The 13,137-nt window shown below is 49.9% G+C and carries 16 protein-coding genes; 13 read left to right on the top strand and 3 right to left on the bottom strand.

Going from position 1 to position 13,137, the window contains the following annotated elements; genetic code table 11:
- Window positions 1–9 precede the first annotated feature (9 nt).
- Window positions 10–771, top strand: a complete 762-nt coding sequence (locus G441_RS0114350; RefSeq protein WP_026376994.1) for a TatD family hydrolase — start codon at window positions 10–12, stop codon at window positions 769–771.
- On the opposite strand, the gene G441_RS0114345 is transcribed toward G441_RS0114350, so the two are convergent.
- Complete coding sequence (locus G441_RS0114345; protein WP_169726087.1) at window positions 763–1,380, bottom strand: AhpA/YtjB family protein; 618 nt, start codon at window positions 1,378–1,380, stop codon at window positions 763–765. The genes G441_RS0114350 and G441_RS0114345 overlap by 9 nt on opposite strands.
- A gap of 62 nt (window positions 1,381–1,442) precedes the next feature.
- Here G441_RS0114345 and serB point away from each other — a divergent pair, with 62 nt between their 5' ends.
- Window positions 1,443–2,519 (top strand): phosphoserine phosphatase SerB, encoded by a 1,077-nt coding sequence (gene serB / locus G441_RS0114340; RefSeq protein WP_240485147.1) that lies wholly within the window; start codon window positions 1,443–1,445, stop codon window positions 2,517–2,519.
- A 64-nt stretch (window positions 2,520–2,583) separates the two neighbouring features.
- Here the strand turns inward: serB and G441_RS0114335 are convergent, their stop codons facing one another.
- Window positions 2,584–3,126 (bottom strand): hypothetical protein, encoded by a 543-nt coding sequence (locus G441_RS0114335; RefSeq protein WP_026376991.1) that lies wholly within the window; start codon window positions 3,124–3,126, stop codon window positions 2,584–2,586.
- Between the two features lie 319 nt (window positions 3,127–3,445).
- On the opposite strand from G441_RS0114335, the gene iscR reads away from it, so the two are divergent.
- The 8 genes from iscR to G441_RS0114295 all read left to right on the top strand — a co-directional run bounded on the left by iscR (window position 3,446) and on the right by G441_RS0114295 (window position 10,161).
- Window positions 3,446–3,937, top strand: a complete 492-nt coding sequence (gene iscR, locus G441_RS0114330; RefSeq protein ID WP_026376990.1) for a Fe-S cluster assembly transcriptional regulator IscR — start codon at window positions 3,446–3,448, stop codon at window positions 3,935–3,937.
- A 161-nt stretch (window positions 3,938–4,098) separates the two neighbouring features.
- On the top strand, window positions 4,099–5,535 hold the full coding sequence (gene sufB, locus G441_RS0114325) for a Fe-S cluster assembly protein SufB (RefSeq protein ID WP_026376989.1): 1,437 nt from the start codon (window positions 4,099–4,101) through the stop codon (window positions 5,533–5,535).
- Window positions 5,536–5,551: 16 nt separating this feature from the next.
- Complete coding sequence (gene sufC, locus G441_RS0114320; protein ID WP_026376988.1) at window positions 5,552–6,328, top strand: Fe-S cluster assembly ATPase SufC; 777 nt, start codon at window positions 5,552–5,554, stop codon at window positions 6,326–6,328.
- The gene (gene sufD, locus G441_RS0114315; protein WP_026376987.1) at window positions 6,325–7,578 is read left to right on the top strand and encodes a Fe-S cluster assembly protein SufD; all 1,254 of its coding nucleotides are present in this window, start codon (window positions 6,325–6,327) and stop codon (window positions 7,576–7,578) included. The genes sufC and sufD overlap by 4 nt, the downstream gene beginning before the upstream one ends.
- The gene (locus tag G441_RS0114310) at window positions 7,575–8,795 is read left to right on the top strand and encodes an aminotransferase class V-fold PLP-dependent enzyme (RefSeq protein WP_026376986.1); all 1,221 of its coding nucleotides are present in this window, start codon (window positions 7,575–7,577) and stop codon (window positions 8,793–8,795) included. Before sufD ends, G441_RS0114310 begins: the two co-directional genes overlap by 4 nt.
- Before the next feature lie 34 nt (window positions 8,796–8,829).
- Window positions 8,830–9,186: a HesB/IscA family protein gene (locus G441_RS0114305; RefSeq protein ID WP_026376985.1), complete on the top strand. Its 357-nt coding sequence runs from the start codon at window positions 8,830–8,832 to the stop codon at window positions 9,184–9,186.
- 20 nt (window positions 9,187–9,206) lie between these two features.
- Window positions 9,207–9,728, top strand: a complete 522-nt coding sequence (sufT, locus tag G441_RS0114300; protein WP_034475248.1) for a putative Fe-S cluster assembly protein SufT — start codon at window positions 9,207–9,209, stop codon at window positions 9,726–9,728.
- A gap of 22 nt (window positions 9,729–9,750) precedes the next feature.
- On the top strand, window positions 9,751–10,161 hold the full coding sequence (locus G441_RS0114295) for a SufE family protein (RefSeq protein WP_026376983.1): 411 nt from the start codon (window positions 9,751–9,753) through the stop codon (window positions 10,159–10,161).
- Between the two features lie 195 nt (window positions 10,162–10,356).
- On the opposite strand, the gene G441_RS20025 is transcribed toward G441_RS0114295, so the two are convergent.
- Window positions 10,357–10,749 carry a type IV pilin protein gene (locus G441_RS20025; protein WP_026376982.1) on the bottom strand — a complete coding sequence of 131 codons (393 nt, stop codon included), beginning with the start codon at window positions 10,747–10,749 and terminating at the stop codon, window positions 10,357–10,359.
- A 112-nt stretch (window positions 10,750–10,861) separates the two neighbouring features.
- Here G441_RS20025 and G441_RS0114285 point away from each other — a divergent pair, with 112 nt between their 5' ends.
- Genes G441_RS0114285 through G441_RS0114275 form a run of 3 tightly spaced genes read left to right on the top strand, consistent with a single transcriptional unit; the run spans window position 10,862 to window position 13,135 of the window.
- A complete protein-coding gene (locus tag G441_RS0114285) occupies window positions 10,862–11,383 on the top strand; it encodes a GspH/FimT family pseudopilin (RefSeq protein ID WP_026376981.1) in 522 nt (173 codons plus the stop codon).
- Window positions 11,377–12,009, top strand: a complete 633-nt coding sequence (locus G441_RS0114280) for a hypothetical protein (RefSeq protein ID WP_026376980.1) — start codon at window positions 11,377–11,379, stop codon at window positions 12,007–12,009. The genes G441_RS0114285 and G441_RS0114280 overlap by 7 nt, the downstream gene beginning before the upstream one ends.
- Window positions 12,002–13,135, top strand: a complete 1,134-nt coding sequence (locus G441_RS0114275; protein WP_051275626.1) for a hypothetical protein — start codon at window positions 12,002–12,004, stop codon at window positions 13,133–13,135. Before G441_RS0114280 ends, G441_RS0114275 begins: the two co-directional genes overlap by 8 nt.
- The last annotated feature ends 2 nt before the right edge of the window (window positions 13,136–13,137 follow it).

Genomic DNA, 13,137 nt, shown 5'->3' with positions numbered 1-13,137 from the left:
GACGTTGAGATGATTGACAGTCACTGTCACCTTGATTTTGCGGTATTTGATGCAGATCGGGACAGCGTACTGTATAACGCTGCCGCTCAGGGCGTACAAGCCATCGTCATTCCCGGCACAACACTCGCATCGGCGCCTTTTCTACTCGATTTATGCAAGTCACATCCACAGTGCTATCCGGCACTGGGTTTACATCCTTACTTTCTCAGAGATTATCGACCACAGCACTTACAGCAGCTTGAAGGGCTTATCAAAGACAATCGTCAACACATAGTGGCGGTGGGCGAAATCGGGCTGGATAGTCAGATTGATGTCGACCTGGACCTGCAAAAAGACGTGCTTGATGCTCAGCTAAGGCTTGCTGCCCGATATGCGTTACCGGTCATTGTGCATCATCGCAAAACTCATCATCTATTGTTAGGCGCGCTTGGCAACGCCGCATTGGTAAAAGCGGGTGTGATACACGCGTTCTCAGGCAGTATCCAGGATGCACATCGTTACATCGAGATGGGATACAAATTGGGTGTAGGAGGTGTGATCACCTATCCGCGAGCTCAGAAAACACGGGAAACACTTAGCAAGGTCCCGCTTGGATCACTGGTACTCGAGACAGATGCACCAGATATGCCGATGCAAGGCAGGCAGGGGCAACGCAACAGTCCGGAGTATTTGTACGATGTCGCACAGTGTCTCGCTCAACTGCGCGGCATATCTGTAGACGAAGTGATGACTGTGACCAGCGAAAACAGCCGGAGGCTATTTTCACTCTGAAGATGCCTGCATGCGCTGTTTAATGCGTTCACGCAGTTTGTAAAACGCACGCATGAGAATGGCACCCGCAAGCGCCGAGATAAAGGCCAAAACCTGCATTTGTTCGAGCCATTGACGCTGATAATCAGCGTGAAAACGCATCACATTTTCCCGCGACAGATAGATCCTGATATAGCCAATCACCACCTCAGCATCCTTTATCTCCTCAAGAAACACCATTGGGGGGAGCGTGTCGTTACGAAAACTGGTGACAACGGAGCTTTGCTCGCTGGTGTTTTCCAATTGCCGTCCACGAAAGTCAAACAGCGCGGCGGCTGACACATGAGGATCCTGAATCAGATTGCCAAGTAATTGCTGGATAGCTTGATTATCATCGGCTCTCAGCGGTTTCACCAGAGCCAGCGCGGCCTGCTGAACCAGACTGCGCCCTAACTGCTGAGTTTGATTGGTGTACCAGACTTGCGACGAGCGCTGGTGGGCCATCCATAGGTTAATACAAACTGCAGCGACAACTACCGCCAACAGGAGGTTTGCCAGGCGTTTGTAGATAGCATAACGGCTTTGTTCAAGTCGCTTATCGTTGCCAAATAAAGTAGGTAGGGCGTTCATATCGCCACAATACGGCAACTGTGTCCGGTTGCCAAGCATTGGCCAAACAGGACTTTTTAAGCGTGTCTACATTGGGTATTATCCTTTGCCCGGACAGGACTTTGGATAACGCTTTGCTTTCACTTCCCTACACAAGCCCAGAGATGACTCGCTATGCATTTCTTGCAGACTTATTAAAAGCCGGCACACATCGCATGTCGCTGTCATCACACCATGTTGAGTTTGAGGCTCAGGCGGCTGAAGCAAAAGCGAGTGATTCATTTACTCTTGTCGTTACCGCCCCCGGACTATGTGCCGAGCAGTTGATTGGCCTGGCGAAACGCTTACCTCTGGACAGTGAGCAGGTGGCGTATGAGTTAGCGCTGCATTGTGAGCTACCGGGGCAGCAAATCGTTGCAAAATTAAAGGTAGGTCAAAACGTTGCAGACGAACTAAAAGCGCAACTTGATGCGTTAAGTCATGCCTTGCAACTGGAATTAATGCTGGTTGGACAGGCTCCCAGCCTGACAGAGCCGGGCTTGCTGGTGATGGATATGGACAGCACCGTGATTAAGGTTGAATGTATCGACGAGATCGCCCGACTCGCCGGCGTCGGAGAGCAGGTATCAAAGGTCACGGCGATGGCGATGCGCGGCGAGCTGGCGTTTTCAGAAAGCCTTGTAAATCGTGTTGCCTGTTTGGCGGATGCGCCACAGTCTATTCTTGAAGAGGTCAGACAGGCCCTGCCGTTGATGCCGGGGGTAGTGAATCTGATCAATGTGCTCAAGCAGCACGGCTGGAAGCTGGCCATTGCGTCAGGTGGTTTTACATACTTTGCCGACTACCTCAAGGACAGATTGGGGATAGATTATGCTGTGTCCAATGTGCTGGAGATTGAGAGCGGGAAGCTAACAGGCAACGTGCACGGCAATATTGTTGATGCTGAGGTTAAAGCCCAAACCGTGACCCAACTAGCAGAGCAATTCGACATTCCGAAGCGACAGGTCATTGCCATGGGGGATGGTGCCAACGACCTGGTAATGATGACCCGCGCGGGACTCGGCGTAGCCGCACATGCCAAGCCTATTGTGCGTGAAAAAGCCGATATGGCGATTCGATTTGGTGGTTTGGATACGCTGCTGGCCGTGCTTGAGCGCTAGTCTAATATTTACGCATTTTGGCCCTGACACGCCTGTGAAGACAGGCGCTCAGTTGCATCCTATTTTAATGCGTTGTGCGCTTTCGTCTTCTTGACCAAAGCAAAAGTACTGGGCTGAGGGCTAAAAGCGCAAACATAGGCGGCTCAGACACTTCAGCGATGGTGTATTGTCCGCTAAAACGGTGTTCGCCATAAAAGCCACCGTCAAAGCTAACCGTTCCCAGATTGAGCTGTTTCAAATCCGCGGCACCGGCGATTGGGTCAATCAGAGTATTGATGTTTAGTTGCCCAATAGGGTCTGCTGGAGGAAAAAGGATACCCCACACGCCTCTCAGAAAAGCAGTATAGCTGGTGAACGAAACAAGTGGTCCTGAACCAAGTCGATAGAAAACCGTCGCGGTAGTGAGGTCAAATCTATCGACGTTAATAACATTCAAATCGTCTGTGTCGAAAGTAAATGTATAAAAAATAGACGTGTCGGGAGCGACGTAAGAAGTGGTTATAACATCACTATCGAATATTCCATTCACAGTGACTTTAATCAGCGCGGCTGACGCGTTGAAGGTTAGCAAGGTCAGGAACACTCCTAACCAGATTTGTTTTTTCATTATTATTCCTTCCAAGATCTGATGTTTTGTACGCGACCAATGGCTAAATGAAAAATCAATAAACCGACAGCTGGCCAGCTGGATTTAAAAGCAATAATTGCGCCAAAATAAAGAGCTTAAGAAAAACAATAAGTTAATTACATGCCATAACGTTCTCCAGTCAATTATGTAAAAAATGCTGACACTAACGGCTAGTAAAGACTGCTTTGTTTCAATCTGTCAGTGCGGTATTGCAATTCGTCGTCATAAAGCTTAATACTTGACTGTTTTAGTCAGGTAATGCACAATTCGCGCAGTTTACTAGGCGATGAGGCGATTCATGAAGTTGACATCAAAAGGGCGCTATGCGGTAACCGCGGTGCTTGACGTGGCGCTGCATGCGCAGGACGGGCCGGTACCATTGATGGATATTTCCGAGCGCCAGGACATCAGCCTGTCTTACCTTGAACAACTTTTCTCACGATTGCGCCGCAAAGGTTTGGTCAGCAGCGTTAGAGGCCCCGGTGGCGGTTATCATCTGGGACGTGAGATGAGTGACATTACAATCAGCGATATCATTGTCGCCATTGATGAGAATGTCGATGCAACTCGTTGTAGTGGTGTAGCTGATTGTCAGGGGGGGACACAGTGTCTGACCCACAGTTTATGGGTTGACTTGAGCGATCGCATCTACTCTTTTCTGGACAACATTACTCTAGCCGATTTGGTGTCCAAGCAGGAGATCCGTTCTGTTGCTGACAGGCAAAACAAATGTCACGCGCAGTCCCCGCGCTTCCAGTCAGAAAGCGAATTTAATATCCAGGTAAAGTAGTCTTTACGCCCCGTTATATAAGGCTACCGGCGTTAAGTTGTGCTATACTCCGGCCCCCTTTGATCTGGGGCTGTGTTAATCCGGTACATAGTTGAGTAAAATAGTCAGGTATTTCTCTCTGGCGCGACGCCAGACAATGCAGATAGGTATGAGTTTTTGATATGAGCTACCAAATAGAAAAAGCCCTTCATCGCGAGTATGAAGCGGGGTTTGTCTCCAATGTAGCCTCAGATACTTTCCCACCGGGATTGGATGAGGACGTGATTCGCCGTATCTCGAAGATGAAAAACGAGCCTGAGTGGATGCTTAACTGGCGTCTAAAGGCATTTCGTATCTGGCAGAAGATGGAAGAGCCTGAATGGGCACATCTGAACTATCCGAAAATCAATTATCAGGATATCTCTTATTATTCTGCACCTAAGAGTATGGCCGATAAGCCAAAATCTTTGGACGAAGTCGATCCAGAGCTGCTGGCAACGTACGAAAAGCTTGGTATTCCATTGCATGAGCAGGAAATGTTAGCCGGTGTGGCAGTAGACGCCGTATTCGATTCTGTGTCAGTCGTCACGACATTCAGGGAAAAGCTTGAAGAAGCTGGCGTCATATTCTGTCCAATCTCTGAGGCAGTGCACAAGTATCCAGAACTGGTGAAAAAATACCTGGGACGCGTTGTGCCGCAGCATGACAATTTCTTTGCTGCACTAAACTGCGCCGTATTCACTGACGGTTCGTTTGTTTACATTCCTAAAGGCGTGCGCTGCCCAATGGAGCTATCTACGTATTTCCGTATCAATGAGCAGAATACCGGTCAGTTCGAGCGCACCTTGATTGTTGCCGATGAAGGCAGCTATGTGTCATATCTCGAAGGCTGCACCGCGCCTCAGCGAGACGAAAACCAATTACATGCTGCTGTAGTTGAGCTGGTGGCACTGGATGATGCGGAAATTAAGTATTCAACCGTACAGAACTGGTACCCGGGCGATGAAAACGGTAAAGGTGGTATTTACAACTTTGTGACCAAGCGCGGTGTATGCCATAACAATGCAAAAATCTCCTGGACACAGGTTGAAACTGGTTCAGCCATCACCTGGAAATACCCAAGTTGTATATTGAAAGGTGATAACAGTATTGGCGAGTTTTATTCAGTTGCGCTGACACGCGGCGCACAGCAGGCTGATACGGGCACCAAGATGGTACACATCGGCAAAAACACCAAATCGACCATCATATCCAAAGGGATTTCAGCCGGACGTAGCAACAACAGCTATCGAGGTCTGGTGCAAATGCACGGCTCTGCGGATGACGCGCGTAACTTTACCCAGTGTGACTCATTGCTGATCGGTGATAAGTGCGGTGCCCATACTTTCCCTTATGTTGAGAGCAGCAACCCGTCTGCGATTGTTGAACACGAAGCGACCACGTCCAAAGTCAGTGACGACCAGATGTTCCTTTGTCAGCAGCGTGGCATGGATCCAGAAAAAGCCGTTTCCATGATCGTCAACGGCTTCTGTAAAGAAGTATTTAAAGAATTACCAATGGAGTTTGCCGTTGAAGCAGGCAAGTTGTTGGAAATCAGCCTTGAAGGCTCAGTAGGCTAACCCAAGAGAAGTAGATATGTTGAAAATCAATCAGTTGTCGGCAAGCGTCGAAGATAAAACGATCCTCAAAGGACTTAACCTTGAGGTCAAGCCTGGTGAAGTTCACGCAATCATGGGACCTAATGGCGCAGGTAAAAGTACCCTGGGCTATGTGCTGTCAGGCCGCGACGGTTATGAGGTTGAAGGTGGCAGTGCAGAGCTGGACGGTAGCGATTTGCTCGAGCTTGAGCCCGAAGAGCGTGCCCGTAAAGGCTTGTTCCTGGCATTTCAGTATCCGGTAGAAATCCCGGGTGTCAGCAACATGGAATTTATGAAAGCCGCTGTCGATGCAGCGCTGGAAGCCCGAGGCGAAGAAGCATTAAGTAGTGCCGAGTTTTTGAAGCGCGCCAAGCAGGCCTGTAAACAGGTGCAATTGCCTCTTGAGTTTCTTAAGCGTGGTGTTAACGAAGGCTTTTCAGGTGGTGAGAAAAAGCGCAATGAAATTATGCAGATGCTGCTGCTTGAACCGAAGCTGGCGATTCTCGACGAGTCAGACTCGGGCCTCGACATCGATGCGTTGAAAGTGGTTGCCGACGGCGTAAACAGTCAGCGTGATGGCCAGCGCAGTTTTATTGTCGTGACCCACTATCAGCGTTTGCTTGACTATATAGAACCGGATTACGTTCATGTGCTGTCGGATGGCAAAATCGTCAAAAGCGGTGATGCATCGCTGGCCAAAGAACTTGAAGCGCAGGGCTATGCCTGGTTGCAAGGCTATGAAGATAAAAACGGTGCTGAGGAGCCAGTGGCATGAGTCAGTGGTTCGAATCAGCCATTGTGCGTGCCGAGCAGGTAAACGACTGGCTGTCTCCAGTCCGTGCCGAAGCGCTGCAGACGCTTAAACGCGCCTCCTGGCCAACCCGCAAGACAGAAGCCTGGAAATACCTGTCATTACGACGCCTTGAAAAGTCCGAGTTTGCTCAGCAGCAGGAAAGCGCACAGATAACACCAGAGATTATTGAAGGGCTGGACAGTCTGGACCTGACCTTTGTAGACGGACAACTGGTCGATTTACCGGCAGATTTGCCAGCAGGACTGTCAATCGTGTCGCTGCAAAATGCCACCGATAGCGTCAAGCAATGGGCCGGTGAAATAATCGGTGACATCAAGCCTGAGCGCCATTTGTTTGGGCTGATTAACGATACCTTGGCACAGCATGGCGTGATCATTGATGTGGCTGAGGGAGTGAGCGTCGAGCGCCCAATCCGCATCAGCTATATGAGTTCAGAGGGCAGCGAAGCCCACACCCGAGTGCTTGTCAGGGTTGCCAGCAACGCCAGCGTGACTGTTATTGAACAGGCACAAAATAAACACAACAGCCTGCACACGTCAGTGGCAGAGTATGCGATTCATGAACAGGCAGAGCTCACTCACTATGGCCTGATGATGGGCGGTGGTGCAGCGATGCACGTTGCCGGTATGCATTTCAGGTTGGCACAGCAGGCCACACTGAACAGTCATCTGGTTGGTTTTGGCAGTGAGCTTAATCGCCTTGATGTGGATGTTCAACATCGCGGTGAACAGGCCGATGCCAACATTAACGCTGTTTATCTGTTGCGCGATGCTGAGGTGTTTGACCTGCACAGCACGATTGAGCATGAAGTACCGCATTGTACGACCGACGAAAACGTCCGGGGCATCGTCGCAGACCGCAGTAAAGCAGTGTTTAACGGTCGAATTCACATTCACCGCGACGCACAAAAGACGTTGGCTGAACTGAATAACAAAAACCTGCTGTTGTCGCGGGAGGCTCAGATCAACACTAAGCCTGAACTTGAAATTTACGCCGACGATGTTAAATGCGCCCACGGCGCTACCGTTGCAGAGATTGATAAAAAGGCACTGTACTATCTTCAGTCCCGGGGTATCAGTCGTGAGCAGGCATTGGTTATGCTGAATTTCGGATTCATTAATGCTCTGGTTGACGAGATGCCGCACTCAGCCCTCGCCGAGTGGCTCCGTCCCATTCTTCGCAACCGTTTTGCCAGTATGGATGTGCAATGAGCCTGAACGTCGACGCTATTCGAGCCCAGTTCCCCATTCTGGCGCGCAAAATAGACGGCAACCCGCTTGTCTATCTGGATAATGCCGCAACGACACAAAAGCCGCAGGCGGTAATAGATGCGATTAGTCACTATTACACGCACAGTAATTCCAATGTACACCGCGGTGCACATACATTGGCAGATGAAGCCACAAGGCTCTTTGAAGGCGCCAGAGACACGGTCGCAGAGTTTATTGGTGCAGCATCGCGTCAGGAAGTGATCTGGACCAGTGGTACGACAGAGGCGATTAATATTGTTGCCCACGGCATGGCAAAAAGATTGCGCTCCGGTGATACCGTGCTGGTCACGGAAATGGAGCATCATGCCAATCTTGTCACCTGGCAGCAGGCTTGTTTGAACAGTGGCGCACAGCTCATCGTCAGTCCAATAAAGGACAATGGTGAGCTGGATATTGATGCCTTCACTGCTAATTTGTCTGACAGCGTGAAAATGGTCTCGATGCCCCACGTGTCGAATGCACTGGGGACGATTAATCCGATCACCACACTTATCCCACTTATCCGTGCTAAAACCTCGGCACTGATAATGATCGATGGCGCACAGGGTATTGCCCATGGCGGTGTCAATGTGCAGGAGTTGGACTGCGACTTTTACGCATTCTCGGCGCACAAAATCTTCGGTCCGACCGGTATGGGCGTGTTATGGGGCAAAAAAGCCGTGCTTGAAGCGTGGCCTGTGTGGCTGACCGGTGGTGAAATGATTAGCACCGTCACCTATCAACAGTCCACCTGGGGCGAGTTACCTAACAGGCTCGAAGCTGGTACGCCACATATCGCTGGCGCGATAGGCCTGGCTGCCGCAATCAAGTGGCTGAGCGAGCTGGATATGCAGGACGTTCATCAGCATGAACAATTGTTGATGAATACGGCGACCGAGTACGCGCAGGCCTTTGACGGCCTGACCATCGTCGGTAACGCCGCGGATAAAATAGGCGTGCTAAGTTTTGTGATGGATGCAGGACATCCTGCGGATATAGGTTTCTTGTTGGATAAGCAGGGCATTGCAATTCGCACCGGCGATCACTGCGCACAGCCCCTGATGAATCGACTGGCGGTTCCCGGTACAGCCAGAGCGTCGTTTTCGATTTACAACACAGCACAGGAAATCGAAACGCTGTTTAACGCACTGAAAAAAGTGCAAATGATGTTGGCCTGACAGGCCAAAAGCATAAGAGAGTGGATAGACCATTATGAGTGTTGAAACATTTGTACCACATGCGCATTCGGTGAGTCTGACCGATGCCGCGGTGCGTCATTTCGAAAGATTGGTGGCACAGCAACCTGGTAAAATGGTCAGGTTATCAACCAAAATGAGCGGTTGTACGGGCTATGCCTACGTCTTGGATATGGTTGATGAAGCCAAAGACGATGACGAGCGCATCGAGGTATCTGATACTCTAACCTTCCTGGTAGATGAAAAGGCCAGGGAACTGGTGAACATGACCGAGCTGGATTATGTCCAGGAAGGCATTAACGGTGTAGTGAAGTTTAATAATCCCAACGTGACCAATGAATGCGGTTGCGGTGAAAGCTTCAACGTAGAATAGGGTTGTCAGTGCAAAAGAAAATGCTGCACACGTTGCGCGAGTGTCCTGCGCGCAGAGTTCCCGCGGGCGACAAAACGATGATCCCCGCCGGTGAGTTCGTGACCCTGAATCAGGCATTAGGTGGAAATTACACTGTGACCTGGCGTGGAAACATGCTCAGGATTGACGGCACCGATGCCGACGCCATCGGCATGAAGCCAGAAAAGCTGGTGTTTTCCCCCGTTAGCGATGAAGACATCCACGAAGACCAGGTATGGGATGCCCTCAACACCATCTTCGACCCTGAAATCCCGATCAGCATCGTGTCGCTTGGATTGGTCTATAAGGTCGACATTGATGCAGAAAATAAAATGGTTAGCATTGATATGACGTTAACCGCGCCAGGGTGCGGTATGGGGCCAGTATTGGTCAGTGATGTTGAATATCGGGTCGCCAAAGTGCCAAACGTTAAAGCCGTTAAGGTCAATCTGGTGTTTGACCCGCCCTGGTCTAAATCCATGATGAGTGAAGAAGCCCAGCTGGAAGCCGGACTATTTTTCTAATACGTCAACTAAAGACAGCAACATGAGCCAAATTAGCACACAAGAAATACTCGACGACCTGGAATTCTTTGATAATTGGGAAGAGCGTTACAAGTACATCATCGATCTTGGCAAAGAGTTGACACCAATGCCAGAGTCAAAGCGCACGCCAGAACGTCTGGTCAAAGGTTGTCAGAGTGACGTTTGGCTGGACGTTGATAAACAGGACGACAAGCTGATATTTCACGTAGATAGTGATGCCATTATCGTACGTGGTTTACTGGTTCTGGTGATGGCTGCTTACAATGAAAAATCGGCACAACAAATCGTTGATTTTGATATTGAGGGCTATTTTTCGCAGTTGGATCTTGAGCGTCACATCAGTCCGACCAGAGGCAATGGCCTGCGCGCGATTGTCGCCAAGATACAAGCATTGGCAAAAGCCGGCCTTTAAGTAAAGCTGCCTGTCAGCACTGCAAAAGCGTCTTTCTCGCCGCTATGAAATATCATTCCCGCGGAGGCGGGAATCTTCTCTTCGCTAAGTAGACACCCGCCTGCGCGGGTGCCACGTCAAATGGACCGCGGGTGAGACGTCAAATGGACCGCGGGTGAGACCTTATATGCAACACAACTCTAAATAATTAGGTTGCTACCAACAATCCGCCGGTGTTCTCGTCATCGACTGGTTGAGCGTGAGCGTCGTACAGCCCGTATCGTCAGTTTGTTTGCCTTTCGCAGTTGCGGTAATGGTGTACGTCGTGGCAGTAACATTTGCAACTTCAAAAGTATAAAAGTCGTTTGCAGGCGCTCCTAATTGTGCCAACGTAGCGTAGCTGACGTTTTCAAGTCGCCATGCTTCCTGTTGCATCTGCATTTGCAACAGCTGTTTCAACACGTCATCACGGCGGGAACCTATGACCTGATTCTGATAAGCAGGTATGGCAATTGCCGAGATAATGCCTACTATAGCTACCACAATCATCAACTCGATGAGCGTCATGCCGTGCTGTTTGTTCTGTTTGCTTATTGTGTTTAATACCATTTGTCCACCCAAATACTCGCCAAGCGAAAAATTTAACTACAATGTTCAATGCGACTGTACTGTAAGCTAAGTATAGTGCCAGCTGCTCAGATAATAGGTATTTAAATTGTTAATGACGTACAAACACAAAGGCATGTCGATTCTGGAAATGATGATAGTGGTCTCTATCATTGCTCTTGTCGTCGTGCTTGGCGGGCCGACGATTGTTGAGTCACAGCGTATTATGCGCCACAAAGGTGCGGTAGAAACCGCGTATTTTACATTGCAATCTGCCAGGGCCGGCGCAATTAGCCGAGCGGCAAACACCACCATAAATTTTGAAACTGAAGACCCCTGGTGTATAGGCGTAAGCGATGTCGGTGTGTGCGACTGCCAGACCTTAGACAGCTGCACAGTGGATGGCGTTGAACAGATTATTCAACAAAGCGACTACAACGGTATCACATTGCAGGAAATTAATTTTGGTGGCAATGACTTTATGGTGTTCGATGGGCAACGGGGACTGGCATTAGGTAATGCCGGCAGTTTCGTATTCAGTGATGGCAATGTTGAGGCGCGCATCGAAGTCAGCACCCTGGGGAGGGTGCGAATCTGCACCGAGGAAGGCAATTTGGGAAATTATCCGGCATGTTAAGGTCCACGCACAGACAAACCGGCGCCACGCTGGTGGAATTAATGATCGCCATGGCGCTAGGTATAAGCGCACTGGCGGCGCTGGCAAGTTTAGTCGGCTATGGGATGGGGATTAACGCCAAGCTGCTGGCAAACTCCCGCCTAAATGAGGAATTAGGCAATGTGATGTCGTTAATGACACGGGACATTCGCCGTGCCGGGTTTAACGGCAATACGCTGGCCATGGTCAGTGACCCTGTTGCCAACCCGTCGGCGTTTACCGGCTCAATGGCACTGGGCGAGTTTCTCGGGGAAACAGCAAACAGCTGTATTACCTACGCTTACGACAATAATTCTGACGGCGTATTAAATGCCGTTGCCGGAAATAATGAAAACTACGGCTTTCGGCTACGCAATCAAATGGTTGAAATGCGGGTTAACGGCCTTGCCTGCGGTGATGATGGGTGGGAGCCGCTTACCGATCCGAACGCGGTCTCTGTTACCGGCCTGACATTTGCACTAAATCAGGTAGTTGAAAACGGCGTGACCAGCACTGAGGTCACCGTGTCCCTGCTGGGCGAACTGACTTCTGACAGCGACCTAACGCGTCGCTTCGATTCAAGCTTTGTGGTGAGAAATTATGATTAAACTCAGACAAAACTTACCATCACTACATGTCCAGCAGGGCGCCATGATGCTTGCTGCATCTGCTTTATTACTCGTGCTCGTAACATTGGGAACCTTGTATACGGGCCGGATTAAATCCATAGAGCACAAAATTACACTGAATACACAGAATCAAAAGGCCGCGTTTGCTGCCGCCGAGGCTGGCTTGATGAAAGCGCTTGGACGTCTGCATGATGAACCACGCTGGGATGGCACAGCTTTTAATGAGGTATTGGATAACCAGAGTCAGTTCACCGTAGCTGGTGTCAGACAGGTAGTACCGCGAAATTCGAGCACCGTAACCGTGATAACAATGACATCTACTGGAACTTCGCCAGATGGCCTTGCAACGGTCACAGCATCCGAGCAAGGGTTGCAATATTCAGTGTTGGCCAATCCTCCAGATGTGCCGCTAATCGTTGCTGGCGGGCTTGGAGTAGGCGGAAACTTTGAAGTCGCGGCAAATCCTAATGGAGGGGGGACGGGTGTACCACTTTCTATCTGGACAGATTTAAATGTTGACCTGACCAATGGCAGCGGCACGACCTGTGGGCTTCAGGAGCTGGCAGACGGTAACTGCAGTTCATCGCCATATTCGGAAAAAGGTTTCAAAGATCTGGATATTCTCGATAATGACGCCAATTTTCCGACCGACCTGATGGAGTATCTATTCAACGTGCCGGAAGCCGAATGGGCAGCACTTCGCTCTGATGCAGATGAAGTGATAAACGATTGTTCTGGCTTAAATGCTGGCACAGTAGGGCTGATATGGATGGACGGCGACTGCAGCATTAATGCAGGCACAATTGTCGGTAGTCCAAATGATCCGGTCATTTTGATTGTTACGGATGGTGACTTGACCATGAACGGTGGAGCAGAAATTTTCGGCATGGTGTTTTCATTCAGAAAGCCAGGTGTGCTTGCAGATTTTGAAATAGATATGCTTGGTGGTGCCAGGGTAAATGGTGTAGTGGCTTCAAATCACCCGGTCGGCCATGCCAACGGTACCTATAATGCAGTTTATGACGCAGACGTGCTTGCTCAGCTTGAGCAAAACGACGCGTTCCAGCGCATTGCGCGCGTGCCAGGCAGCTGGCGAGATTTTTAGCG

This window comes from Aestuariibacter salexigens DSM 15300, assembly GCF_000429145.1.
GTDB classification, from domain to species: Bacteria; Pseudomonadota; Gammaproteobacteria; order Enterobacterales; family Alteromonadaceae; genus Aestuariibacter; species Aestuariibacter salexigens.
This window is presented reverse-complemented; position numbering and strand designations above follow the sequence as displayed.

Coding starts and splice junctions, on each gene's coding strand:
- G441_RS0114285 (WP_026376981.1), top strand. CDS start 10,862: ATGACGTACAAACACAAAGGCATGTCGATTCTGGAAATGATGATAGTG.
- sufT (WP_034475248.1), top strand. CDS start 9,207: ATGCTGCACACGTTGCGCGAGTGTCCTGCGCGCAGAGTTCCCGCGGGC.
- G441_RS0114305 (WP_026376985.1), top strand. CDS start 8,830: ATGAGTGTTGAAACATTTGTACCACATGCGCATTCGGTGAGTCTGACC.
- sufD (WP_026376987.1), top strand. CDS start 6,325: ATGAGTCAGTGGTTCGAATCAGCCATTGTGCGTGCCGAGCAGGTAAAC.
- G441_RS20025 (WP_026376982.1), bottom strand. CDS start 10,749: ATGGTATTAAACACAATAAGCAAACAGAACAAACAGCACGGCATGACG.
- G441_RS0114350 (WP_026376994.1), top strand. CDS start 10: ATGATTGACAGTCACTGTCACCTTGATTTTGCGGTATTTGATGCAGAT.
- G441_RS0114295 (WP_026376983.1), top strand. CDS start 9,751: ATGAGCCAAATTAGCACACAAGAAATACTCGACGACCTGGAATTCTTT.
- sufC (WP_026376988.1), top strand. CDS start 5,552: ATGTTGAAAATCAATCAGTTGTCGGCAAGCGTCGAAGATAAAACGATC.
- sufB (WP_026376989.1), top strand. CDS start 4,099: ATGAGCTACCAAATAGAAAAAGCCCTTCATCGCGAGTATGAAGCGGGG.
- G441_RS0114345 (WP_169726087.1), bottom strand. CDS start 1,380: ATGAACGCCCTACCTACTTTATTTGGCAACGATAAGCGACTTGAACAA.
- G441_RS0114310 (WP_026376986.1), top strand. CDS start 7,575: ATGAGCCTGAACGTCGACGCTATTCGAGCCCAGTTCCCCATTCTGGCG.
- G441_RS0114275 (WP_051275626.1), top strand. CDS start 12,002: ATGATTAAACTCAGACAAAACTTACCATCACTACATGTCCAGCAGGGC.
- G441_RS0114335 (WP_026376991.1), bottom strand. CDS start 3,126: ATGAAAAAACAAATCTGGTTAGGAGTGTTCCTGACCTTGCTAACCTTC.
- G441_RS0114280 (WP_026376980.1), top strand. CDS start 11,377: ATGTTAAGGTCCACGCACAGACAAACCGGCGCCACGCTGGTGGAATTA.
- iscR (WP_026376990.1), top strand. CDS start 3,446: ATGAAGTTGACATCAAAAGGGCGCTATGCGGTAACCGCGGTGCTTGAC.